General features: G+C 56.4%; 24 protein-coding genes. 14 read left to right on the forward strand and 10 right to left on the reverse strand.

Going from position 1 to position 24,493, the window contains the following annotated elements; genetic code table 11:
* Positions 1-12: 12 nt before the first annotated feature.
* Genes mnmG through AC2FID_RS09515 form a run of 4 tightly spaced genes read left to right on the forward strand, consistent with a single transcriptional unit; the run spans position 13 to position 4,205 of the window.
* Positions 13-1,881, forward strand: coding sequence for a tRNA uridine-5-carboxymethylaminomethyl(34) synthesis enzyme MnmG (gene mnmG, locus AC2FID_RS09500; protein WP_496836530.1), 1,869 nt, complete (start codon positions 13-15; stop codon positions 1,879-1,881).
* Positions 1,878-2,492: a 16S rRNA (guanine(527)-N(7))-methyltransferase RsmG gene (gene rsmG / locus AC2FID_RS09505; RefSeq protein ID WP_058275138.1), complete on the forward strand. Its 615-nt coding sequence runs from the start codon at positions 1,878-1,880 to the stop codon at positions 2,490-2,492. The genes mnmG and rsmG overlap by 4 nt, the downstream gene beginning before the upstream one ends.
* Positions 2,485-3,288 carry a ParA family protein gene (locus AC2FID_RS09510; RefSeq protein ID WP_058279264.1) on the forward strand — a complete coding sequence of 268 codons (804 nt, stop codon included), beginning with the start codon at positions 2,485-2,487 and terminating at the stop codon, positions 3,286-3,288. The genes rsmG and AC2FID_RS09510 overlap by 8 nt, the downstream gene beginning before the upstream one ends.
* A 20-nt stretch (positions 3,289-3,308) precedes the next feature.
* Positions 3,309-4,205, forward strand: a complete 897-nt coding sequence (locus AC2FID_RS09515) for a ParB/RepB/Spo0J family partition protein (protein ID WP_496766009.1) — start codon at positions 3,309-3,311, stop codon at positions 4,203-4,205.
* Here the strand turns inward: AC2FID_RS09515 and AC2FID_RS09520 are convergent.
* The 4 genes from AC2FID_RS09520 to rph are packed head-to-tail and all read right to left on the reverse strand — an operon-like array spanning position 4,195 to position 7,020.
* The gene (locus AC2FID_RS09520) at positions 4,195-4,548 is read right to left on the reverse strand and encodes a YbaN family protein (protein ID WP_496836532.1); all 354 of its coding nucleotides are present in this window, start codon (positions 4,546-4,548) and stop codon (positions 4,195-4,197) included. The two genes, AC2FID_RS09515 and AC2FID_RS09520, sit on opposite strands and share 11 nt — an antisense overlap.
* 3 nt (positions 4,549-4,551) lie before the next feature.
* On the reverse strand, positions 4,552-5,703 hold the full coding sequence (gene hemW, locus AC2FID_RS09525; protein WP_496836864.1) for a radical SAM family heme chaperone HemW: 1,152 nt from the start codon (positions 5,701-5,703) through the stop codon (positions 4,552-4,554).
* Entirely contained in the window at positions 5,696-6,310 is a 615-nt protein-coding gene (gene rdgB, locus AC2FID_RS09530; RefSeq protein WP_282170591.1) for an RdgB/HAM1 family non-canonical purine NTP pyrophosphatase, read from the reverse strand. The genes hemW and rdgB overlap by 8 nt, the downstream gene beginning before the upstream one ends.
* The gene (rph, locus tag AC2FID_RS09535) at positions 6,307-7,020 is read right to left on the reverse strand and encodes a ribonuclease PH (protein ID WP_496836534.1); all 714 of its coding nucleotides are present in this window, start codon (positions 7,018-7,020) and stop codon (positions 6,307-6,309) included. Before rph ends, rdgB begins: the two co-directional genes overlap by 4 nt.
* 112 nt (positions 7,021-7,132) lie before the next feature.
* Here rph and hrcA point away from each other — a divergent pair, with 112 nt between their 5' ends.
* Both hrcA and AC2FID_RS09545 read left to right on the forward strand, forming a co-directional pair.
* On the forward strand, positions 7,133-8,197 hold the full coding sequence (hrcA, locus tag AC2FID_RS09540; RefSeq protein WP_282170592.1) for a heat-inducible transcriptional repressor HrcA: 1,065 nt from the start codon (positions 7,133-7,135) through the stop codon (positions 8,195-8,197).
* 10 nt (positions 8,198-8,207) lie between these two features.
* Positions 8,208-8,771 (forward strand): nucleotide exchange factor GrpE, encoded by a 564-nt coding sequence (locus AC2FID_RS09545; RefSeq protein WP_058275130.1) that lies wholly within the window; start codon positions 8,208-8,210, stop codon positions 8,769-8,771.
* A gap of 58 nt (positions 8,772-8,829) precedes the next feature.
* Here AC2FID_RS09545 and mutS read toward each other — a convergent pair whose 3' ends face one another.
* Positions 8,830-11,445, reverse strand: a complete 2,616-nt coding sequence (mutS, locus tag AC2FID_RS09550; protein WP_496836866.1) for a DNA mismatch repair protein MutS — start codon at positions 11,443-11,445, stop codon at positions 8,830-8,832.
* Between the two features lie 161 nt (positions 11,446-11,606).
* On the opposite strand from mutS, the gene AC2FID_RS09555 reads away from it, so the two are divergent.
* On the forward strand, positions 11,607-13,862 hold the full coding sequence (locus tag AC2FID_RS09555; protein ID WP_472722505.1) for an NADP-dependent malic enzyme: 2,256 nt from the start codon (positions 11,607-11,609) through the stop codon (positions 13,860-13,862).
* Between the two features lie 3 nt (positions 13,863-13,865).
* A complete protein-coding gene (locus AC2FID_RS09560) occupies positions 13,866-14,738 on the forward strand; it encodes a ribokinase (protein WP_472722506.1) in 873 nt (290 codons plus the stop codon).
* On the opposite strand, the gene msrA is transcribed toward AC2FID_RS09560, so the two are convergent.
* The 3 genes from msrA to AC2FID_RS09575 all read right to left on the reverse strand — a co-directional run bounded on the left by msrA (position 14,735) and on the right by AC2FID_RS09575 (position 17,161).
* On the reverse strand, positions 14,735-15,406 hold the full coding sequence (gene msrA / locus AC2FID_RS09565) for a peptide-methionine (S)-S-oxide reductase MsrA (RefSeq protein ID WP_496726273.1): 672 nt from the start codon (positions 15,404-15,406) through the stop codon (positions 14,735-14,737). The genes AC2FID_RS09560 and msrA overlap by 4 nt on opposite strands.
* Positions 15,407-15,504: 98 nt before the next feature.
* Positions 15,505-15,786 carry an SCP2 sterol-binding domain-containing protein gene (locus AC2FID_RS09570; protein WP_282170595.1) on the reverse strand — a complete coding sequence of 94 codons (282 nt, stop codon included), beginning with the start codon at positions 15,784-15,786 and terminating at the stop codon, positions 15,505-15,507.
* Positions 15,787-15,934: 148 nt separating this feature from the next.
* Positions 15,935-17,161, reverse strand: coding sequence for an argininosuccinate synthase (locus AC2FID_RS09575; protein ID WP_282119786.1), 1,227 nt, complete (start codon positions 17,159-17,161; stop codon positions 15,935-15,937).
* 177 nt (positions 17,162-17,338) lie between these two features.
* Between AC2FID_RS09575 and AC2FID_RS09580 the strand changes: the two genes are divergently transcribed.
* Positions 17,339-18,043 (forward strand): hypothetical protein, encoded by a 705-nt coding sequence (locus AC2FID_RS09580; RefSeq protein ID WP_282170597.1) that lies wholly within the window; start codon positions 17,339-17,341, stop codon positions 18,041-18,043.
* Positions 18,044-18,101: 58 nt separating this feature from the next.
* Positions 18,102-19,328, forward strand: coding sequence for a threonine ammonia-lyase IlvA (gene ilvA / locus AC2FID_RS09585; protein WP_282119784.1), 1,227 nt, complete (start codon positions 18,102-18,104; stop codon positions 19,326-19,328).
* Between the two features lie 109 nt (positions 19,329-19,437).
* Here the strand turns inward: ilvA and AC2FID_RS09590 are convergent, their stop codons facing one another.
* Entirely contained in the window at positions 19,438-19,761 is a 324-nt protein-coding gene (locus AC2FID_RS09590) for an Hpt domain-containing protein (RefSeq protein ID WP_496836538.1), read from the reverse strand.
* 151 nt (positions 19,762-19,912) lie between these two features.
* Between AC2FID_RS09590 and AC2FID_RS09595 the strand changes: the two genes are divergently transcribed.
* Complete coding sequence (locus AC2FID_RS09595) at positions 19,913-21,184, forward strand: PP2C family protein-serine/threonine phosphatase (protein WP_496836540.1); 1,272 nt, start codon at positions 19,913-19,915, stop codon at positions 21,182-21,184.
* On the opposite strand, the gene AC2FID_RS09600 is transcribed toward AC2FID_RS09595, so the two are convergent.
* The gene (locus AC2FID_RS09600; RefSeq protein WP_496836542.1) at positions 21,181-21,624 is read right to left on the reverse strand and encodes an NUDIX hydrolase; all 444 of its coding nucleotides are present in this window, start codon (positions 21,622-21,624) and stop codon (positions 21,181-21,183) included. The genes AC2FID_RS09595 and AC2FID_RS09600 overlap by 4 nt on opposite strands.
* 76 nt (positions 21,625-21,700) lie before the next feature.
* Here AC2FID_RS09600 and hslO point away from each other — a divergent pair, with 76 nt between their 5' ends.
* The 3 genes from hslO to AC2FID_RS09615 are packed head-to-tail and all read left to right on the forward strand — an operon-like array spanning position 21,701 to position 24,418.
* Positions 21,701-22,678: an Hsp33 family molecular chaperone HslO gene (hslO, locus tag AC2FID_RS09605; RefSeq protein WP_496836544.1), complete on the forward strand. Its 978-nt coding sequence runs from the start codon at positions 21,701-21,703 to the stop codon at positions 22,676-22,678.
* Positions 22,662-23,267: a CoA pyrophosphatase gene (locus AC2FID_RS09610; protein ID WP_496836546.1), complete on the forward strand. Its 606-nt coding sequence runs from the start codon at positions 22,662-22,664 to the stop codon at positions 23,265-23,267. The genes hslO and AC2FID_RS09610 overlap by 17 nt, the downstream gene beginning before the upstream one ends.
* Complete coding sequence (locus AC2FID_RS09615) at positions 23,264-24,418, forward strand: CCA tRNA nucleotidyltransferase (protein ID WP_496836547.1); 1,155 nt, start codon at positions 23,264-23,266, stop codon at positions 24,416-24,418. The genes AC2FID_RS09610 and AC2FID_RS09615 overlap by 4 nt, the downstream gene beginning before the upstream one ends.
* The last annotated feature ends 75 nt before the right edge of the window (positions 24,419-24,493 follow it).

Consider the following 24,493-nt stretch of genomic DNA (forward strand, 5'->3'; position numbering starts at 1 on the left):
GGAGTGTTTCACGTGAAACATTCAGATTTCGACGTGATTGTAATTGGCGCAGGCCATGCGGGTACAGAGGCAGCTCATGCGGCAGCGCGTATGGGTGTCAAGACAGCACTGGTCACATTGTCCGCATCAGATATAGGCGTCATGTCTTGTAACCCGGCAATTGGTGGGCTGGGTAAAGGCCATTTGGTCCGTGAAATTGATGCCCTGGATGGCGTCATGGGACGTGTTGCCGATCAGGCCGGCATTCAATTCCGCTTGCTAAATCGACGCAAAGGGCCAGCCGTTCAAGGTCCCAGAACACAGGCAGATCGTGCGCTATACCGCGCGGCCATGCAGAAAGAGACGGAAAAACAGACAAATCTTTTCGTCGTTACCGGCGAAGTTGTCGATTTCCTGATGGACGGGAACCAAGTTTCAGGTGTGAAACTGGCCGACGGTTCTGAAATCAAGAGTAAAACGGTTATCCTGACGTCCGGAACCTTCTTGCGCGGTGTTATTCATATTGGGGATGTATCTCGGCCCGGCGGTCGTATGGGTGATCGCCCGTCAGTCAAATTGGCAGAACGGCTCGACAGTTTCGAGCTACCCCTGGGGCGTTTGAAAACAGGAACACCGCCGAGGCTGGATGGTCGGACGATTGATTGGAGTGATCTGGAACAGCAAGACGGGGATGATGACCCAACCTTGTTTTCATTCTTGTCAACAAAGGTGATTGCCCCACAGATTTCCTGCGGAATCACGCATACAAACGCGCGGACGCACGAAATTATTGAAAAAAACTTGTCTCGATCGGCGATGTATGGCGGGCATATTGATGGGGTGGGCCCCAGGTATTGCCCATCCATCGAGGATAAGATCGTACGTTTTGCTGATAAGGAATCACATCAGATTTTCCTGGAGCCCGAAGGTGTCGATGATCACACGATCTATCCGAACGGGATTTCGACCTCTTTGCCTCAGGACGTGCAAATTGAGTATGTGCGTTCAATCAAAGGTCTTGAGGCGGCAGAGATCCTGCAGCCTGGTTATGCGATTGAGTATGACTATGTGGATCCGCGTGTTTTAACATCGACTCTCGCAATACCAGATGTCGAAGGACTATATCTAGCAGGGCAAATAAACGGAACCACAGGATATGAGGAGGCAGCTGCGCAAGGCTTGGTTGCGGGGTTGAATGCTGCGCTAAAGGTGCTTGACCGGGAACCGCTGCATTTTACACGTGCTGACAGTTATATCGGCGTGATGATCGACGACCTGACAACACGCGGTGTTGTGGAACCTTATCGCATGTTCACGTCACGCGCAGAATTCCGTTTGTCACTACGTGCGGATAATGCAGACCAGCGCCTTACGCCAATTGGGCTGGAAATCGGCTGTGTTGGCGGTGAGCGGCGCAGCATGTTTTCAAGCAAGATGGAGAGGTTGTCCGCCGCAAAGTCCCAGCTGACAGAAAAAACCTTTACTCCCAAAGAAGTTCGAGCAGCTGGTATCAATGTCAATCAAGATGGAAACCGCAGGGACGGGATGGCTATTCTGGCATTCCCGGATGTTCACTTTGGTGATCTTGTTCCTCTGATGCCCGAGATTGAGAGTGTTGAGGAGGAGATCCGTCTGCAAGTAGAGCGGGACGCTTTGTACGCAAACTACATTGCCCGGCAACAAAAAGATGTCGAGGCAATGAAACGCGATGAATCATATGAGATTCCACGGGGTTTCGACTATTTTTCGATGGAAGGGCTATCTTCTGAAATGAAGCAAAAGCTTTCAAATGCAAAGCCGGAGAACATTGCACAGGCGGGGCGTGTCGAAGGAGTTACCCCTGCGGCACTGACGTTGTTATTGGCTAAGCTTCGACGCGATCAGAAGGTCCGCAAGGTATGAATGGGACCACTATTGATGATTTGGATGTTTCACGTGAAACATTCGAGCGTCTCACAACCTATGTAGAGCTTGTGAAGCGGTGGAACCCGAAGATTAATCTTGTTTCACGGAAAAGCTTGGATGACATCTGGGTTCGACACATAAAGGATTCCGTACAAGTTTATAAAAGCGCAGGCCCATTCGAAAACTGGGTGGATTTGGGTAGCGGAGGCGGCTTCCCCGGGATGGTTTGTGCCATAATGGCCATTGAAGACGCACCAGATGCCCAGTTCACCTTTATTGAAAGTGACCAACGAAAGTCCGCCTTTCTGCGCAACGTTGCACGCGAGTGCGGCGCGAAATGCACTGTTGTTTCCAAGCGAATCGAAGTGGTTGAACCGTTGAGCGCTGATATCCTTTCTGCGCGGGCTCTTGCTGATCTTCCTACGCTATTGTCCTTTTGCGACAGACATTTGAGCAAAAAGGGGCTGGCGCTGTTGCCGAAAGGCGAAAGGTGGAAAAAAGAGCTGGAAGAGGCGCAGGAAGAATGGAATTTCGACGTTGACCCGATTACAAGTTTAACTGAGCCTCAGGCCGTTATCCTTAAAATCAAAGGAGTATCACGTGGTTGATTTGTCTCGTCCCTCAGGGCCCCGGATTATTGCGGTAGCCAATCAGAAGGGCGGGGTTGGGAAAACCACAACAGCGATCAACCTTGCGGCCGGCCTGGCTGAGGCTGGATGCAAAGTGCTGGTTGTCGATCTTGATCCTCAGGGGAACGCGTCCACCGGATTGGGGGTCGAAGATCGGGATTGGACGACGTATGATCTGATACTGGATGACGCGCCTTTAGAGGCGGTCGTTCAGGAAACCGAAATCGAGGGGTTGTTTGTTGTCCCGGCGACGGTTGATCTAAGCTCGGCGGATATTGAGCTGATATCCAATGAAAAACGCAGCTATCTGTTGCATGACGCACTGCGGCAAACCGCAATCGACAAGTTTGACTTGGATTTCGTGCTAATCGACTGCCCGCCTTCACTAAACCTTCTGACCGTCAACGCTATGGTTGCTGCACATTCTGTCCTGGTTCCGTTGCAAAGTGAGTTCTTTGCGTTGGAAGGATTATCGCAATTGATGCTGACCATCCGAGAGGTGCGCCAAACCGCGAATCCGGACCTTAGAATCGAAGGTGTTGTGTTGACCATGTATGACAACCGCAACAACTTGTCCCGTCAGGTCGAAAAAGACGCGCGTGACAATCTGGGCGAGATGGTATTTAAAACCAAGATACCCAGAAATGTGCGGGTCAGCGAGGCTCCGTCTTACGCGTTGCCCGTTTTGCAATACGACTCGGGATCACTGGGGGCGATGGCTTACCGGCACCTGGCCCGGGAAGTCATGCACAAGAACAAGAAAGTCGCCGCCTAAGCGACAGTGAGGAGGGCACCGTGGCCGCCAAAAAAACAAAACCCAGAGGTTTGGGCCGGGGACTTTCCGCTTTGATGGCGGATGTGACGCAGGATAGCGGGGGGCTTATGCCCACAGACCCGCGCCGTCCGGATATGAAAGTCCCGATTGAAAAACTGCGCGCGAACCCGAACCAGCCACGCAGAACCTTTCAGCAAGAGCGATTGGATGAACTTGCGGCCTCGGTCAAGGAAAAGGGCATCATTCAGCCGCTGATCGTGCGTGAGGTTCGCGGCGGCGACTATGAAATCGTGGCAGGCGAACGCCGCTGGCGTGCGGCTCAGATGGCGCAGCTGCATGATATCCCGGTTATCGTGCGGGATTTTGACGACACCGAAGTTCTGGAAGTCGCCATTATCGAGAATATTCAACGCGCAGACCTGAATGCTGTCGAAGAGGCTGCGGGTTACAAGCAGTTGATGGATCGTTTTGGCCATACACAGGAAAAGCTGGCCGAAGCGTTGGGTAAAAGCCGCAGCCATATTGCGAACCTTTTGCGTTTGCTGTCGTTGCCGATGGACGTTCAGAAGCTTGTTGTTGAAGGAAAACTGTCTGCCGGTCATGCCCGGGCGCTGATCACAGCTGAAGACCCCTCTGAGCTGGCGAAGATCGTCGTCAAGGACGGGCTGAGCGTGCGTGCGACTGAAGCGCTGGTGAAAAAACAACAGCAGGGGGATGCTCCTCAGGCGGCGCCGCGGTCCAGAAATCTGAATGCTGGCAAGGATGCGGATACGCGCGCGTTGGAGAAGGATCTTTCGGCCATTCTGGCGATGAAAGTAGCCATCAACCACAAAGCGGGATCGGAAACGGGGCAGGTCGTGCTGACCTACGAAAACCTTGATCAATTGGACGATCTTTGCGCCAAGCTCAGCCGTTAGGGCGGGTCCAGATAAAAATCATAACCCCGCTAAGGACAACTGCCTGAATGATCAGGACGTGGCTTGGAAGCGCAAGAACGACAGACAATCCAAAAACGGCGGCAACCGACAGGGTGGCCGCCTTTTTTGCGGCCGGACGAATGGAGCCCGAGCGTTGCCAATCCAAGATCATCGGCCCGAAGGTTCCATGACTGACCAGCCAAGTGTGCAGTCGGGAGGAAGATCGGGCAAAAAAGAACGCGGCCAGCAAAAGAAACGGGACCGTCGGCAGCAGCGGCAACACAATGCCGACAACAGCCAACCCGACGCAGATCAATCCCATTGCGGCCCAGAGGTACTGCATCGTTTATCCCAATAACTCTCGAATGACCGCATTCAGGACTGCGCGACCATCTTTGGTGGCGATCAATCGGCCGTTTGATCGGTGTATCATACCCAGCTCTTCCAGGTCTCTCAGTTTGTTTTCTGGCAGTGTGAGATCGGAAAGTGCATTGAAACGATCAACATCTAGTCCTTCAGAAATTCTCATACCCATCATAAGGTATTCACTTGCCTGATCTTGCGTAGATAGCAATGATCTTTCTTTCTCGCCGTTTCCTTTTTCAACAGCACTGAGCCAGGCGTTGGGTGACAGATAGGTCTCTGTCGCTATCTTCTGGCCGTCCAGCGTAATACGCCCGTGCGCGCCGGGTCCGACACCGACGTAATCTCCGTAACGCCAATAGATCAAGTTGTGCCGGGATTCTGCCCCCGGACGGGCATGGTTGGAAACCTCATAGGCGGGCAGGCCGTGGGCTTCGCAGATCTCTTGTGTGGCCAGATACATGTCGGCGGCGTGGTCATCCTTGGGCAGTCCACGCAGCTTACCAACTGCATACCGGTCCCCAAAGGCGGTGCCTTCCTCAATCGTCAATTGATAGAGCGAGAGGTGATCGATGGCCATCGACAGCGCCTCGGTCAGTTCTGCTTGCCAGGCCTTCGGGGTTTGATGCTGACGTGCGTAAATCATGTCAAAGCTGACGCGGTCAAAGCAGTCGCGGGCGATATCAAATGCGGCGCGGGCCTCGGAGACCGTGTGGATACGACCCAATCGGCGCAGGTCCTCGTCATTCAGGGCCTGAACGCCCATGGAAACTCGGTTCACGCCTGCATCGCGATAGGCGGCAAACCGGCCTGCCTCGACCGATCCGGGGTTGGCCTCAAGCGTGACTTCCATGTCATTTGCAGGGCGCCAAAGCTTGCGCGCCTCGTCGATAATGGCTGCCACCGTTTCTGGTGCCATAAGGGACGGCGTGCCGCCACCAAAGAAGATCGTGCTTAAAACCCGATCTGGGGTTTCAGATGCCGAGCGGTGCAGTTCAGCTAAATAAGATTTAAGCCATTGTTTTTGATCAATATTTTTCGAAACATGGCTGTTGAAATCGCAATAGGGGCACTTAGCCTCGCAAAAAGGCCAGTGCACATAGAGGCCGAAACCTCCATGCCGCCAGTCATCCACCGAAACAGCCTTGAACAAAGGCATTTACGGCGCGTCCGCGATGGCTGATTTTGTGTTTTTCCGCCGGAACCATTTCCGCACAGGTCACATCGTGCCCGTCCGGTTGGAACATCGGGTCATAACCGAAGCCGTTTTCCCCACGGATGGGCCAGACAAGCTGACCGGGCATGACGCCCTCAAACACTTCGTCATGACCATCAGGCCAGGCCAGGACCAGCGTGCAGCGAAATTGTGCAGTGCGGGGATGAGGCGCCTGTGCGGCCTCGAGCTCATCATGTGCGCGAGTCATCGCCATCAGGAAATCGCGGCCATTGCCGGTTTCTGCCCAATCGGCGGTGTAGACACCGGGCGCGCCGTCCAGCGCGTCGATCGTGATTCCGGAATCGTCCGACAGGGCAGGCAGGCCGGTAGCTTGTGCCGCCGCATGGGCCTTGATCCGGGCGTTACCGACGAATGTATCTTCGGTTTCTTCCGGTTCCGGCAGGTTCATCTCTGCCGCGCCAACAACCTTCACGCCGAAGGCCTCAAGGAGATGGGTCATCTCCTCAAGCTTGCCTTTGTTGTGCGTGGCCACCAGCAGCCTGTCGCCGTCGAACTTGCGGGTCATGCGGTGGCTGCCTTTTGGGCCGCAACCAGCTCACCCACGCCTTTTTCTGCCAGATCCATCAGCTGGTTCATTTGATCACGGCTGAAAACAGAGCCCTCGGCGCTCATCTGCACTTCGATCAGTTTGCCTGATCCGGTCATGATGAAGTTACCGTCAACACCAGCTTCGCTGTCTTCGGGATAGTCCAGGTCCAGGACAGGTTGGCCCGCGTAGATGCCGCAGGATACGGCCGCGACGGGATCGACCAGCGGGTCGGAAATGACGTCACCGGTTTTCATCAGTTTGTTCATGGCCAGACGCAGCGCCACCCAACCACCTGTGATCGAGGCGCAGCGGGTGCCGCCATCAGCCTGGATAACATCGCAGTCCACGGTGATCTGACGCTCACCTAACGCAACCCGATCCACGCCTGCGCGTAGCGAACGACCGATCAGGCGTTGAATTTCTACGGTACGGCCGCCTTGCTTGCCACTGGCCGCCTCGCGCCGCATGCGGGTGTTTGTTGCGCGCGGCAACATGCCGTACTCGGCGGTAACCCAACCCAGGCCCGAGCCCTTGATGAACGGTGGCACGCGATCCTCAATCGTGGCGGTGCACAGGACATGGGTATCGCCTATTTTGATCAGGCAGGAACCTTCGGCATGTTTGGTAAACCCCGTTTCGATTGAAACGGCGCGCATTTCGCTTAAATCTCGTCCTGAGGGTCGCATGGAAAATCCTTTGTTTGCTGGGTTGGGGATAACGTCCCCGTGCCTTAGGATGCAACCCCGATTGACCTTTCAGATGTCTGCGATTTAATGCCGATCCAGCAGAGGATTGCCGATGAGCAAAGCAAGTAGAGTTCTGGACGAAATGAATGACCGGTCACGCGAGGTGTTCCGGTTGATCGTCGAGAGCTATCTGGACAGCGGCGAACCGGTCGGAAGCCGCTCGCTGACCCGCACATTGTCGGAAAAGGTCAGCGCCGCCACCGTACGCAATGTGATGCAGGATCTCGAATTTTTGGGTCTTCTCGACAGCCCGCATGTCAGTGCAGGCCGGGTGCCCACGCAGATGGGTCTGCGGATGTTCGTCGATGGGTTGCTGGAAGTGGGTGATCTTGGTGTAGACGATCGGCAGAAGTTGGATGAAACACTAGGCTCTAACGCGGGTGATGTGGGCGGGATGCTGGACCGAGTTGGTTCGGCCTTGTCACACGTAACACATGGCGCATCGCTGGTTCTGACCCCCAAGCAAGAGTCCGAGATCAAGCATATAGAGTTCGTGTCTCTGGCCCATGACCGCGCTTTGGTGGTTCTGGTTTTTGCGGACGGGCATGTGGAAAACCGGCTATTTACGCCTCCGCCGGGACAGACACCCAGTTCGATGCGCGAGGCGGCGAACTTTCTGAACTCTCTGATCGAAGGACGAACGCTCAGCGAAGTGTTGCGTCAGATGCAGACCCAGATTACCGCGCGCAGGCAGGAAATTGATGTATTGGCGCGCGAGATGGTCGAAAGCGGCATGGCGGCTTGGGATGGGGACGGGACAGACTCGGCCCGTTTGATCGTGCGCGGGCGGGCGAATCTGCTGGGGGAGCCAGGCGAAGCCGAGGAATTGGACCGAATCCGAACGTTGTTTGACGACCTGGAGCGAAAGCAAGACATTGCTGAATTCCTCGAATTGACCGAAGAAGGCGAGGGTGTGCGCATTTTTATCGGCTCAGAGAACAAACTTTTCTCACTTTCGGGTTCCTCTTTGGTGGTGTCTCCATATATGAACGCTGATCGAAAGATAATTGGTGCGGTTGGGGTCATCGGACCCACTCGTCTGAATTATGGGCGGATCGTGCCGATCGTGGATTATACGGCGCAACTGGTCGGCAAACTGATTTCCGACCGGAGCTAGAGGGTAAGAGATGGCAGAGCCCAAAAACGAAGAATTTCTGGACGATATCGCAGCCGCCGAGGCGGAAGAGCTGGCCGAGGAATTTGCCGAGATCAGTGAAGAAGCGCTGGAACTTGATGCGCTGCGTGCTGAGCGGGATGATTTCAAAGACAAGTTCATGCGCGCGCTGGCGGATGCGGAAAACGCGCGCAAGCGGGGTGACCGGGCGCGCCGCGATGCGGAACAATATGGCGGATCGAAACTGGCCCGCGACATGCTGCCGGTTTACGACAACATGAAACGTGCGCTTGAAGCCGCGACCGATGAGCAGAAAGAAGTGGCAGGACCCCTTCTGGAAGGCGTGGAACTGACCATGCGTGCGCTGAAGGACGTGTTCCAAAAGCATGGGATGGAAGTGATCACGCCCGAAGTTGGCGACCGGTTTGATCCCAACGTGCATGAAGCGATGTTCGAGGCCCCGGTGCCGGGTACCCGTGCAGGTGACATAATACAGGTGTCCGCAGAAGGCTTCATGTTGCATGATCGCCTGCTGCGGCCGGCGCAGGTTGGGGTGTCGTCTACTCCGGCAAGTTAATTGGCTTCGTTGAAGCCAAGCCTTGGGCGAGAGTATTTTTGAAAAGGTGAAGGGGCGGTCAGGTTTTGGCCGCCTCTTTCAGTTTGTAGATCAGGTCGAGTGCTTCGCGCGGGGTAAGCTCATCCGGCAGAATATCGTTCAGCATGTCGGTTACCGGAGAAGCTTTGGGCGCTGATGGTGGCGGTGGCGGGGCGGCCGAAAACAAAGGCAGATCGTCGATCAGGGTCTTTTGCTTCCCCCCTTCGCGTTCGGTTTTTTCAAGTTGATCCAGAACGATACGGGCACGTTCAACGACCGAGGCGGGCAGTCCTGCCAATTGGGCGACCTGCACACCGTAGGACCTGTCAGCCGCGCCTTTGTGAACTTCGTGCAGGAAGATCACTTCGCCTTCCCATTCTTTGACAGCAACGGTGGCGTTTTCCACGCCTTCCAGTTTGCCGGCAAGTGCGGTGAGTTCATGGTAATGGGTTGCGAACAGGGCGCGACATTTGTTGGAGGCGTGCAGATGTTCCAGCGTGGCCCAGGCGATGGAGAGGCCATCATAGGTGGCCGTACCGCGACCGATTTCATCAAGAATAACAAGAGCGCGGTCATCAGCCTGATTGAGAATGGCGGCGGTTTCGACCATTTCGACCATAAAGGTCGAGCGCCCGCGTGCCAGATCATCCGACGCTCCGACGCGGCTGAACAACTGGCTGATAAGACCGATATGCGCCCGCTCTGCCGGGACGTAACTGCCCATCTGGGCAAGCAAGGCAATCAGGGCATTTTGGCGTAGGAAGGTCGACTTACCGGCCATGTTGGGACCGGTCAGCAGCCAGATCGCCGCGCCTTTGTCAGCACTGAGATCGCAGTCATTAGCAACGAAGGCGTCACCGTTTTGCTGGCGCAATGCCTGTTCGACGACCGGATGCCTGCCGCCCTGAACGTTGAAGGCGCGCGAGGCATCAACCTGTGGGCGGCACCAGTTCTCACCACGCGCCAGATCGGCCAGAGCAGTGGTCAGATCCAGTTCAGCCAAACCGCGCGCGGCTTGGTTGAGCCGTGCGGCCTTATCCAGAATTTCGCCAGAAAGCGTTGCATAGAGCCGCTTTTCGATCTCAAGCGCCAAGTTTCCGGCGTTCAGAATGCGGGTTTCGATCTCGGACAGTTCGACTGTGGTGAAGCGCACCTGATTGGCTGTGGTCTGCCGATGGATGTAGGTTTCGCTGAACGGCGGGTTCAGCATTTTCTCGGCATGGGTGGCCGTTGTTTCGATGAAGTAGCCCAGCACATTGTTATGCTTGATCTTAAGCGATGTGATGCCGGTGTGTTCTGCATATTTCTGCTGAAACCCGGCAATGACGGAACGACCTTCGTCGCGCAGGGTGCGGGCTTCGTCTAGTTCGGCATCATAACCCGGGGCGATGAACCCGCCGTCCCGGGCCAGCAATGGGGGTTCGGCCACAAGCGCTTCGTCAAGCAGGTACAGCAGGTCGTCAAATCCGACCAGATTTTGCAGGGCGGTGGCTAGGACAACTGGCAGGTCTCGACCTGCGCAGAGTTCGGCGATTGCTGCGGCCTGTGTCAGGCCGTTGCGAATGGCGGTCAGATCCCGCGGGCCACCCCGATCCAGTGACAGGCGGGACAGCGCCCGGTCCAGATCCGGAGTTTTGCGCAAGGCCTCGCGCAGGTCTGATGTGATCAGGCTGTCGTCGGCCGCAAAAGTTACAGCATCCAGCCGCCCATGGATGACATCCAGATTGCGGGATGGGCTCGAAAGCCGTTGATCCAACAGCCTTGCGCCACCCGGTGTGGCAGTACGATCCATCACAGATAGCAGCGAACCAGCGCGGCCACCGGACAGGGATCGGGTCAGTTCTAGATTGCGCCGTGTGGCGGCGTCGATCTGAACGACTCGGTCCTCAGATTCTTTCAATGGGGTTTGCAGAAGCGGCAGTTTGCCTTTTTGCGTGATTTCCAGATAGTCGATCAGTGCGCCCATGGCGGAAATCTCAGCCCGGCCGAAACTGCCAAATGCGTCCAGTGCGCCCACGTGAAACAGCCCGCATATGCGCTTTTCCGCCACAGTGCTGTCGAAGCTGGCACGCCCGATCGGAGTCAGCGAGATACCCAGATCCATAACGGGTTCGTTCAGTTTGTCCTGCACACCATCGGCCACGATCAACTCGGATGGAGCCAGCCGGGCCAGTTCGGGACTGAGGCGCACTGAGGTCAAAGGCATCACGTGAAATGCGCCAGTTGAGATATCGGCCCAAGCCAGCGCGGCCTCATCGCGAACCTCGGCATAGGCGGCCAAGAAGTTGTGGCGGCGAGCCTCAAGCAGGGCATCTTCGGTCAAAGTGCCAGGCGTTACGAGGCGCACAACATCGCGCTTTACGACCGATTTAGAGCCTCTTTTTTTCGCTTCAGCCGGGCTTTCCATCTGTTCGCAGACGGCCACGCGAAACCCTTTCCGGATCAGGGTCAGCAGATACCCCTCGGCCGCATGGACCGGTACGCCGCACATCGGAATGTCGGTGTCGTTATGCTTTCCGCGTTTGGTCAAGGCGATGTCCAGCGCTTCGGCGGCGTTGACGGCGTCCTGAAAGAACATCTCGTAAAAGTCGCCCATGCGGTAAAACAGCAAGGCATCGGCATGCGCTTCTTTGATTTCGAGATATTGCGCCATCATCGGCGTGACTGTGGACAAGGCTGACCCCTTTTGGCGTATTCCGGTCGCGACCTTACAAATCCACCCATCTCGACGAAAGGTGAAAAGTATTCTCGTTGAGGCGCGCGCCTGCCTGCGCTATGAGGCAAAAGTCCCGCAGATGTAAAGAAACGACCCATCACATGCCCAAAGCGAAGATCACCAAAGAAGAGGCGCTGGCCTTTCACCTCGACCCGACACCCGGCAAGTGGGAGGTTCAGGCCACCGTTCCCATGACGACGCAACGCGATCTGTCGCTGGCTTATAGCCCCGGTGTCGCTGTTCCATGTGAAGCTATCGCCGAAAACCCAGAGACTGCTTACGACTACACCAACAAGGGCAATCTGGTTGCTGTGATCTCTAACGGTACTGCCGTTCTGGGCCTTGGTAATCTTGGCGCGTTGGGTTCGAAGCCGGTGATGGAGGGGAAATCTGTCCTGTTCAAGCGGTTCGCCGATGTGAACTCGATCGATATCGAACTTGATACCGAAGATCCTGACGAATTCTGCCGCGCCGTGCGCCTGATGGGACCGACCTTTGGCGGTATCAACCTGGAAGACATCAAGGCGCCCGAGTGTTTCATCATCGAACAGCGCCTGAAGGAAGAGATGGACATCCCCGTCTTCCACGACGACCAACACGGCACGGCGGTGATCTGTGCGGCGGGCCTGCTGAACGCGCTGCGTATCTCGGGCAAAAAGATCGAAGACGTGAAAATCGTCCTGAACGGCGCGGGTGCGGCGGGTATCGCCTGTATCGAGCTGCTCAAGTCGATGGGCGCAAAACACGAAAACTGCATCGTCTGCGACACTAAGGGCGTGATCTACCAAGGCCGGACCGAGGGCATGAACCAGTGGAAATCGGCCCACGCGATCACCACCGAGTTGCGCACATTGGAAGAGGCGATGAAGGGCGCGGACGTATTCCTTGGTGTGTCGGTCAAAGGGGCAGTGACGCAGGATATGGTTGCCAGCATGGCAGACAACCCGGTGATTTTCGCCATGGCGAACCCGGACCCGGAGATTACGCCAGAAGAGGCGCATGAGGTTCGTGTTGATGCCATCGTCGCCACCGGGCGCAGCGATTATCCGAACCAGGTGAACAACGTTCTGGGCTTCCCTTACCTGTTCCGCGGCGCGCTGGACATTCACGCCCGCGCTATCAATGACGAGATGAAGATCGCTTGCGCCCATGCACTGGCCAATCTGGCGCGCGAGGATGTGCCGGATGAGGTTGCCATGGCCTATGGCAAATCTCTGACCTTTGGCCGGGATTACATTATCCCGACGCCGTTCGACCCACGCCTGATCCACCGTATTCCGCCCGCCGTGGCAAGGGCCGGGATGGACACCGGAGCAGCCCGACGCCCGATCATTGATATGGACGCCTATGAGCTGAGCCTGAAATCCCGCATGGACCCGACCGCCAGCATCCTGCGCGGCCTGAACGCCCGTGCACGTCAAGCGCAAAGCCGGATGATCTTTGCCGAAGGCGACGATCCACGCGTCTTGCGCGCGGCGGTGATGTATCAGCGATCGGGCTTTGGCAAGGCGCTGGTTGTTGGTCGTCCAGACGATGTGAAGGAAAAGCTGGAAGCCGCCGGCCTGGAGGACGCGGTGCGCGAGCTGGAGGTGATTAACGCCTCCACAACCACGCATCTCGAAGCCTATAAGGATTTTCTTTACAAGCGTCTGCAGCGCAGTGGCTTTGATCGCAAGGATATCCATCGTCTGGCCGCGCGGGATCGCCATGTGTTCTCTTGTTTGATGCTGGCGCATGGCCACGCCGATGGCATGGTCACCGGTGCAACGCGGAAATCGGCACATGTGCTGGAACGCATCAATCATGTGTTTGACGCTGATGCCGAACATGGGGCCGTTGGTGTAACGGCGCTGTTGCACAAGGGTAAGATCGTTTTGATTGGTGACACGCTGGTCCATGAATGGCCGGATGAGCATGATCTGGCCAATATCGCCGAACGCTCGGCCTCGGTCGCGCGGCATTTGGGGCTGGACCCACGCGTTGCCTTTGTCAGCTTTTCCACCTTCGGCTATCCGGTATCTGAGCGGGCTGAGAAAATGCACGTAGCGCCCGAGATTCTGGATAAGCGCGGCGTCGATTTCGAATATGATGGCGAGATGACCGTGGATGTGGCGCTGAACGTGGAACAGCAGGAGGCTTATCCCTTCTCGCGTCTGACGGGCCCGGCGAATATCCTGATTGTTCCAGCACGGCATTCGGCCTCAATCTCGACCAAGCTGATGCAAGAGATGGGTGGCGCGAACGTCATTGGCCCGATCCTGACCGGTGTCGATAAGCCGATTCAGATCTGTTCGACTGGCTCGACAGCAAATGACATTCTGAACATGGCCATTCTGGCCTCTTGCGATATTGGATAAACCGTGACGATCTGGAACCTAGGCTCGATCAATGCGGACATGGTCTATGCCCTGCCGCATCTGCCCACTGCCGGTGAAACCCTGGCCGCTTCGAACTTGGAGCGGTTTCTGGGTGGCAAAGGGGCCAACATGTCCGTTGCAGCGGCGCGTGCCGGATCGCGTGTGGCGCATATCGGAGGCATTGGGCCGGACGGGCGCTGGGCCTTGGATCGCATGACCGAATATGGCGTCGACACCCGGTTTATTGCCGAGGTCGACGTGCCTACAGGTCACGCGATCATTGCGGTTGACAAGCAGGGTGAGAACCAGATCATTCTGTATCCCGGCGCGAACCACGCCATCGAACAGGATCAGCTGGGACAGGCCTTATCGCAGGCTGTTCCCGGTGATCTGCTGGTTATGCAGAACGAGACCAACGCTCAGGTCGAGGCCGCCCGCATGGGCCGTGATCTTGGACTGACCGTCTGCTATGCCGCCGCGCCGTTTCAGGGTGATGCCGTGCAGGCGGTGCTGCCTTATCTGGACTTCCTGATCCTGAATGAAGTCGAGGCAGAACAGCTGCGCGAAAGTACGGGCCAATCCATCGCTGAATTGCCTGTTAAGCATGTACTGGTCACGTTGGGGTCTAAAGGCGCGCGCTACCTACCCAAGGATGGTGAGGCACTTGAGATTTCGGCACACAAGGTGAAAGCCGTGGACACGACCGGCGCAGGGGATACCTTTACCGGATACGTCCTGGCCGGAATGGACCGCGGGTTGCCGATGCCGCAGGCGATTGCACAAGCAAATCGTGCCGCGGCCCTGATGGTCACGCGGCACGGCACGGCGGATGTTATTCCCGACCTCAAAGAGGTGTTGGAGGCCCGGTTCGGTTAGGACCCGGCGAATGGTGCGTTGCTACCCCAGAGCTGCTTGACGCGCGCATCCCGACCGCAGGCTTTGCGGTAGGCTTTGTATGCGTTTTTCTGGCGTTTCGGACCAAAGCGGGTGAGCACCAGCTTGTCGCCCTTGTAGTAATCCTGATGGTAAGCTTCGGCCGGGTAAAAGGTGCCCGCGTTTAAGATGGGCGTAACTACGGTTTGACCCAGCGCTTGCTGCGCATTGGCTTTGGCTTTCTGCGCTAACGCCTTTTCGCCTGTGTTAGAGACAAAAACAGCAGTGCGATAGCTGTTGCCGCGATCACAGAACTGGCCGCCTGCATCGGTTGGATCAACGGAACGGAAGAACATGCTCAGCAGGGTTTCACGGGAAACCCGCGAAGAGTCGAAGGTGATCTGAACAGCCTCGTAATGTCCGGTGCCACCTTTCGTCACTTGGTCATAAGTCGGGTTGGCTGTCTTACCGCCGGTAAAACCGGATACGGCGCCAATCACGCCGGGAACAGATTCAAAATCGGATTCAACGCACCAGAAACACCCTCCGGCGACGGTCAGGGTTTCGGTGCCGGCAGCTGGTGCGGGCAGGGCGCGCAACATCGCGGCCAGTGTGATCAGGACAAACAGAAGCGACGGTTTAACGAAACAGAGGTATGCGGTCCGGGTCATGGCAGATCTCCTTCTGAGATCAGGCTGCCCCTACTTTTCTGCCGTTGCAATCCGCTGACATGGTTTGTCACGCGCTGGTGAGACGAGTTTATCGGCGCTTACCCCAGCAACTGTCCCAGTTTCATTGCCACACCCATATTGCCCGAGATCTTGAGCTTACCCAATGCCACGCCGGTCATTGGGTTCAGCTTGCCGGTCAGCAGTTTGGTCAGGTTTTCCTGTGAAATTCGTATTGTGCAGTCTGCATCCTGATCTTGCGTCGTCGCCTGATTGTCGATCAGCACGATCACCCCGTCATCACCGCAATCGAACTTGAGAGAGCCGTCAAACGTCTTGTCTTTCAGACCTTTTTGAATCCCGTCAGCGATGTCCTGAAGCATGGTCTACCCTTTCCCTGTTGACCCTTGCGTAAAGAAAAAGGGACGAAACAGGCAAGGGTGACGCTACTGGAACTGACTGGTCAGCGAAGACAAAGAAAAACCCGGCGCCCTCTTGGACACCGGGTTCGTCATCCAACAATGGCGTGACTTACTTGGACAGACGCTTTTCGCGCGCGGCCAGCAATTTCAGCCGCAGGGCGTTCAACTGGATAAATCCGGCTGCGTCTTTCTGATCATATGCCCCGGCATCGTCTTCAAAGGTCACGTGTTCCTCTGAATACAGCGAGTGATCCGACCAGCGGCCAACGGTCGATGCCAGACCTTTGTACAGTTTCACGCGGACGGTGCCGGTGACGTGTTCCTGCGACTTGTCGATCGCAGCTTGCAGCATTTCGCGTTCGGGTGAGTACCAGAAGCCGTTATAGATTGCTTCCGCATATTGCGGCATCAACTGGTCTTTCAGGTGCATCGCGCCACGGTCCATGGTGATCGACTCGATACCACGGTGCGCTTCCAGCAGGACGGTGCCGCCAGGTGTTTCATAGATGCCGCGCGATTTCATGCCAACAAAGCGACCCTCGACCAGATCCAGACGGCCAATGCCGTGTTTGCCGCCATATTCGTTCAGCTTGGTCAGAATGGTTGCGGGGCTCATCGCTTCGCCATTGATGCTGACCGCGTCGCCTTTTTCGAAACCAATCTCGATGAATTCAGGCTCGGTCGGCGCATCCTCGGGGTGAACCGTGCGCTGATAGACATAGTCGGGCGCCATATCGGCAGGGTCTTCCAGAACCTTACCCTCGGACGAGGTGTGCAGCAGGTTGGCATCAACCGAGAAGGGTGCCTCGCCGCGTTTGTCCTTGGCGATCGGGATCTGGTTCGCTTCGGCAAATTCCAACAGCTTGGTCCGGCTGGTCAGGTCCCATTCGCGCCAGGGCGCGATCACCTTGATGTCGGGGTTCAGCGCGTAAGCCGCGAGTTCGAACCGCACCTGATCATTGCCCTTGCCGGTTGCGCCGTGGGCAACCGCGTCGGCACCGGTTGCTTCGGCAATCTCAACCAGACGTTTCGAAATCAGCGGGCGCGCGATCGAGGTGCCCAGCAGATACAGGCCCTCATACTGCGCATTGGCGCGGAACATGGGGAAGACAAAATCGCGGACGAATTCCTCGCGGACATCCTCAATAAAGATATTCTCGGGCTTGATTCCCAGCATCTCGGCCTTTTGGCGCGCTGGCTCAAGTTCCTCACCCTGACCCAGATCGGCAGTGAAGGTTACGACCTCACAACCATACTCGGTCTGCAGCCATTTCAGGATGATCGAAGTATCAAGGCCACCGGAATAGGCCAGAACAACTTTCTTGGGCGCGGACATCTGACTTCCCCTTATTCATAAGACGATTGGCCCCTAACGGGTTTTGTGAGCGGGGGCAAGTTATCTGCGTTGACCCGGCGCCGGAATTGAGGTGAAACGTTCGTCTATAAAACAAGGATTGGTTGAGAGGGCAGTTTTCGGATGTTGGGTTGGAGAATTTTTAAGCACGCGCTTAACATGATTTTTAATGATTTTGGTACTGCGTTGCGAGTGTCGTCCCCGTTAATAGCGGTTTCCCTGTTCGGGGTTGTGCTTTTCATCGTAAAAGGGTCGGAATACGTCACCGGAGGACAGGGTCAGTTCGAGGGTGTCTTGCTGCTTGGGCTTCTGAGTTACATTGCCACCTTATGGGTTGCTGTTTCTTGGCATCGCTACTGTCTGCTGGAAGAGTATCCAGAAAAGACAATCCCGGATTTTAATGTTTCACGCATTTTAGGGTATTTCGGGTGGGGTCTTTTGTTAGGGTTGATCCTCTTAGGTATGGTAGCCCTATTGTTCGCCGTTGTTTACGCCGCCGGCGGTTTTATAGCAGGATCGCTGTCATTGTTTGGCGGCGTTCTATTGGGTGTCGGGCTGATTTTTACTATTTGGGTCACTCAGCGTCTGAGCCTGGTTCTTCCCGCAAGCGCTGTGGGAAAGCCGATCAGATTTGATGACTCGTGGCGTGCTACGCGGCCTATTGCGACAGCAATTCTTATCGTTTTCCCGATTTTGGGCGCGTTTGGTTTTGCTATTGGTCTTGTTGTAGGGTTCTTAGGGGTCTTCTCGGCACTATTAGGGTATGCGCTTCAGGCCATCGTAAATTGGATGATCGCAATGGTAAGCCTGAGCGTTCTGACAACCATGTACGGTCTTTGTGTCGAAAAGCGCGAACTCGCCTGACTCGCGTACACATATGTACTCCTTGCCCTTTCGGCGGTGATGCGGCACTGAAACGTTCATGACCGATTTCATGACCCGCGCCCGCGCCGCCGAACAGGTGATGCGTTCTGTTTTTCCGGCAACGCCGTTGCAACGGAATGCCCATCTGTCCGACCGCTATGGCGCCGATATCTGGCTTAAGCGTGAGGATCTCAGCCCGGTGCGGTCTTATAAGATCCGCGGCGCGTTCAATGCCATGCGCAAGCAGCAAGGGCAGGATCTGTTCGTCTGCGCCAGTGCGGGCAATCATGCGCAGGGTGTTGCCTATATGTGCAAACATCTGAACGTACGCGGTGTCATTTTCATGCCTGTGACCACGCCGCAGCAGAAAATCCAGAAGACCCGGATTTTCGGCGGCGACAACATCGAGATTCACCTGACCGGAGACTATTTCGATGACACGCTGGCCGCCGCGCAAGACTGGTGCGCCCGGCAAGGTGGGTACTTTCTGTCGCCCTTTGATGATGAGGACGTGATCGAAGGTCAGGCGTCCCTAGCGGTTGAGATTGAAGAACAGCTTGGACGGGTTCCCGATCATGTCATCTTGCCGGTGGGTGGTGGTGGCATGTCGTCTGGCGTGGCCGCATGGTTCGGGGATCGGACGCATTGTCTGTTCGTGGAGCCGGCGGGTGGCGCCTGTCTGCGCGCGGCTTTGGCGGCGGGCCATCCGGTGGCTCTGGATCACGTAGATACATTTGTCGACGGCGCGGCAGTAGGTCGGATCGGTGAAAAGCCGTTTGAGCTGTTGAAATCCCGCCATTTGTCCGACGTCTTGGTTCTGTCCGAAGATCGCATCTGTACCACCATGATCGAAATGCTGAACGTCGAGGGCATCGTTCTGGAACCAGCGGGGGCCTTGGCGGTCGAGGCTGTGGGCGACGTGCAGAGTTTTATCCGGGGAAAAACCGTGGTGTGCGTCACCTCAGGCGGCAACTTTGATTTCGAACGATTGCCTGAGGTCAAGGAACGGGCGCAGCGTTATTCCGGCGTCAAGAAATACTTCATCTTGCGCCTGCCACAACGTCCGGGTGCACTAAAAGAGTTTCTGGGCATCCTGGGCCCCGAAGACGATATTGCCCGCTTTGAATACATGAAAAAGTCGGCGCGCAATTTCGGGTCTGTGCTGATCGGTATCGAAACGCGAAAGCCTGAAAATTTTGTGCGCCTGTTTGCGCATCTTGATGATGCGGGTTTTACCTATACCGACATCACCGAAGACGAAACGCTGGCGCAGTTCGTGATTTGAAGCCACGATCAATTTGTGTGTCTCTCCGGCCTGTTCAATTCTCATTTCGATTTCTGGAATTGCCGGGAAATGTAGCGTCGCGAACAGGAAGAAGCCACGCTGACATTCGCTAAAGACTGCCGAGCCCCGCCTTAAATTCGGCGGTTGAGCGTTCAAAAATGCTGAGGATATTGGCAAAGTCGACCGCCTTGCTGTCCCCTTGTGCCGATTGTCGTTCCCCGTCCTGACACAGCTTGGCCACAGCCTCGAATCCAAGGCTCAGCGCGCTACCTTTTATGAAATGCAGGTTTTGTTCAAACTCTGTGCGGGCGGTGTCGTTCCGAAGCCGGGTAAGGGCTTCGTTCACCTCGTCAAGGAAGATCTGCATCACTTCATCAAACTCATTGGCGCCAACCTCGTCCCTTAGTTGCCGGACCCTGGACCAGTTGATCATGCCATCCTCGCTTTATCTGCCCGGGGATTTGGTATCGCGGAACCGGTAAAGAGCAGGTTAAGCGGATTGAATTTCGGCTTTCACCCATTGTTAAACTGCGGCGCGATAGGGTCTTCCCATTCCGATAAGCGCCGTTGAGTAGAGGGTTAAGGTGACGAGGGTCAGTCAGGCAGACAGTGGATCAGATCTAGATTTTGGTGTGATCCAAAAGGTGCTTGTTGTCGATGACAGCCGCCTGCAGCGCCGTATTCTGGTCGCCTCGCTCAAAAAATGGGGCTTCGACGTGCTTGAAGCCGATAGCGGCGATGTTGCGATTGAAATGTGCGCGTCGGACCCGCCGGATCTTGTCCTCAGCGATTGGGTGATGCCTGGGATGAGCGGGCTGGATTTCTGCAAGGCGTTCCGCGCCTTGGACAACAAGCAATACAGCTATTTCATCCTGCTGACCTCCAAAAGCGAAAAGCAAGAAGTGGCGCGCGGCCTGGATGCCGGTGCGGATGATTTTCTGATCAAACCGCTTGAGGCGGATGAACTGCGGGCGCGTATATCAGCCGGTGCGCGTATTCTGGATATGCAACGCGAATTGTCCAGGAAAAACCAATTGATCGAAACCGCGCTTGAAGAACTGCGCGTCGCCCATGACGCGATCGACAAGGACCTGATCCAGGCACGCAAGATACAGGAATCGCTGGTACCTGAGCTGACGCGCGATTTCGGCAAGTCCCGGGTCAGCATGTTGCTGAAACCCTGCGGTCATATCGGCGGCGATCTGGTGGGGATGTTCTCTCCGGGTGTGAACAGGCTTGGGTTCTACAGTATCGATGTGTCCGGACATGGCATCACGTCTGCGATGATGACTGCGCGCTTGGGGGGCTATCTGTCCAGCAATCATTTTGATCAGAACGTGGCGATGGCGCGGCGGTTCGACAAATTTTATGCTCTGCTACCGCCGGAAGAAGTTGCCGAAACCCTGAACTCGCGACTGATGGCGGATACGGGGATCGAAGAGTATTTCACGATGGTCTATGCCATCGTAGATCTGCGCAACGGGCATGTGAAAATGGTGCAGGCCGGGCACCCTCATCCGCTGTTGTTATGTCAGGACGGCAGAACGGAATTTCTGGGCGAGGGCGGGTTGCCTATCGGATTGCTGCCGGACGTCACGTTTCAGCGGACCGAGTTCTACATGCAACCCGGCGACAGGCTATTGCTGTATTCCGATGGGTTCACAGAATGCAGCCTCGCCGACGGTGGCCTGCTGGACGAGGATGGTTTGCGACAAATGGCGCTGGATTGCGGGCCGGATCGAAACGGAACGGAGTTCCTGGACGATATGTTCTGGCGGCTGACGCAAGCGATGGCACCTGGCCGAGGTATGGATGATGATGTTTCGGCTGTTTTCTTTGAATACAACGGACACTAAAGCCGCTGTTCATGCAGCCCGGCAAAGTGGCGATCTCCGTCATTGCCCAGCAAATGGACCGCATCGGCGGTGTCCATCCATATGGCTTCATGGAACGGCTCAGACGGTGGACCCATGCGCTGGATGGGACGCGCGCGATAGATATGGCACAGCTTTTCGGCCCACAAATCGTATTCGGGCATATAAGTGAAGCGACGAAAAGCGCCGATGCGGCGGGGCGACGCGATCAACCAGCCGGTTTCCTCGAACACTTCTCGGTGCAGGGCAGTGATGGGTGATTCGCCCGGATCAATTCCGCCGCCGGGCAATTGCAGATCGGGCCCGGGTTCTGTCTGACAGGTCAGCAAAAGGCTGCGGCCACGGGGCAACAACGCATAAACCCCCACCCGGCGTGTATATGTTCGCCCGGCCTGAGGGGTTTCACCAAACCGTCTGATCATGTATGGCCCCTTAAAACCCGAATAGTTCGACCTATATGCTGGCGGTATGCCAACCTGTGGCGTGTAAGGAAACCCCATGTCTCTTGGAACAAAAATCGCGTGGGACGACACCGTCCTGCCCTTTCAACTTGATGTATCGGATATGCGCGGCCGCGTGGCCCGTCTGGATGGTGTGCTTGATGGCATCCTGAGCCAGCATGACTATCCAGAAAAGGTCGAGGCTCTGGTGGCCGAGATGGCCCTGCTGACTGCATTGATCGGCCAGACAGTTGCGCTGCGCTGGAAGCTGTCCCTGCAGGTTCAGTCTAAAGGTCCGGTGCGCATGATTGCGACCGACTATTATGCGCCTCAGCAAGAGGGGGAGCCGGCCCGTATTCGCGCCTATGCCAGCTTTGACCGCGACCGTCTGACCGATAGTGCGCCGTTCGATCAAGTGGGTGAGGGGTATTTTGCCATCATGATCGATCAGGGTGAGGGGACCCAGCCGTATCAGGGGATCACCCCCCTGGCCGGTGGGTCGCTGAGTGCCTGTGCCGAGGCGTATTTCGCCCAGTCGGAACAGTTACCGACCCGGTTTTCGCTGAGCTTTGGAAAATCGACCGAACCCGGCGTTGGCGAACATTGGCGCGCCGGTGGTGTCATGCTGCAGCACATGCCTAAGGCTTCGCCCTTCGTGGCATCCAGTGAGGGCGACGGAAACATCCTGACGGCGGATGACCTTGTCGATGGTGAAGAAGGTGAAAACTGGGGCCGCGTCAACATCCTGCTGGATACGGTCGACGATTTGGAACTGATCGGTCCGTCGATTGCACCTACGGATCTGTTGGTCCGGCTGTTTCACGAGGAACAGCCGCGGGTATACGATGCGCAGTCAGTGCAATTTGGCTGTACCTGTTCGGAAGACCGTGTTCGACAGAGCCTGTCGATCTATTCGGCCAAGGACATCGAAAAGATGACCACGCCCGAAGGCGACGTGACGGCTGATTGTCAGTTCTGCGGTGCACATTACGTGCTGGATCCTGCTACGGTCGGATTTGATGCTGACAACGCCTGATCCAACAGATCAGCTGCGGGCGGCCTTGCGCCGCCCCGGCAACGGGTCCAGTGATTTTGACCTGAATCCCGATTTTGCCCTGCCTGAGGGTCGCAAACTGCGCCCCGCCGGTGTTTTGGTTCCGATTTCGGTAGCAGATGGCGCCCCGCGCTTGATTTTGACCAAGCGATCCTCGGCGCTTAAGCATCACCCGGGGCAGATAGCGTTTCCAGGCGGCAAGCAGGATAACGGCGATGCGGACGTAATTGCCACTGCATTGCGTGAGGCGCGCGAAGAGATCGGACTGCCGCAGGAAATGCTGGAAATTCTTGGCCACCTACCGACGCATGAAACAGTGACCTCATTCACCGTCACACCTGTGGTGGCGATCCTGCGGAAACCTTTCCAACCCGTGCCTGAGCCGGGCGAAGTGGCCGAGGTGTTTTCAGTTCCACTTGCACATGTGCTCAACCCTGCGAATTATATCGTTGAATCGCGCCGCTGGCGCGGACAAAGGCGGTATTACTTCACGGTACCATTCGGCCCTTATTACATCTGGGGCGCAACAGCCCGAATTCTGCGGGGATTGGCATCACGGATCAACGAATGACGCAAATTTCAGAAGACTGGGTGACGGAACCTGCAACGCAACGGGTTTGTGCTGCCCTGACCGATGCCGGATACCAAGCCTTGTTTGTGGGTGGATGTGTGCGCAACGCGCTGTTAGGCGCTCCGGTATCGGATATCGACATCGCCACAAATGCGCGGCCCGACACAGTGGTAGAGCTGGCGCAGAAAGCAGGGCTTAAGGCCATACCCACAGGGATTGATCACGGCACAATCACCGTGGTTAGTCAGGGTATCCCGCATGAGATCACTACCTTTCGCCGTGATGTTGAAACGGATGGCCGTCGCGCCGTCGTCGCCTTTTCGGACAAGGTCGAAGAGGATGCCGCACGTCGCGATTTCACGATGAACGCGATATATGCACGGCCCGACGGGACAATCTTGGACCCTCTGAACGGTTTGCCAGACCTGCAAGCGCGCCGCGTCCGATTTATCGGCACTGCCGCGAACCGCATTCGCGAGGATTATCTGCGTTCGCTGCGCTATTTCCGGTTTCACGCCTGGTATGGCGATGTCGAGGCAGGGTTCGATCCCGACGCTCTGGCCGCCATTGCGTCCAACCTGGACGGTCTGGCCGGCTTGTCCCGCGAACGCGTGGGTGCTGAGCTTTTGAAGCTTCTGGGCGCACCAGACCCCGCGCCGTCCGTCGCCGCAATGCGCAGCGCCGGAGTACTGGTGCAACTATTGCCGGGTGCTGATGATCGTGCATTGGCCCCGTTGATTGCATTGGAACAGCAGGCAGGCGCTGATCCGGAACCGGTGCGGCGACTGGCGGCGATTGCACCGCCGGAAGTCGCAAAAACCCTGCGCCTGAGCCGCGCACAATTGCAGCGCCTGACCCGAATGCGGGATGAGGCGTCCAGCCCGGCCAGCTTTGCCGAATTGGGATTTCGGTACGGTGAAACAGACGGGCTGCACGAAGCGCTGTTGCGATGTGCTTTTTTGGAAATGCCTTGGTTAGACTCAATAACGCACGATCTCCACGTTGGTGCGGGCGCGACCTTCCCGATTAAGGCAACCGATCTGATCCCCGAGTTCACCGGTCCTGCGCTGGGCAAGAAACTGGCCGATCTTGAGGCGAAGTGGATTGCTTCGGGGTTCACACTGGGCCGCGAAGATCTGCTTGGCGGATAAAGGAAGTCTCAAAAGGGGATGACAAGTAAAAGAGTTTATGATTATTTGCCCCTGTCACATGAATGGAGGGATGCG

The sequence above is a fragment of the Ruegeria sp. CDSC068 genome (genome assembly GCF_059610545.1).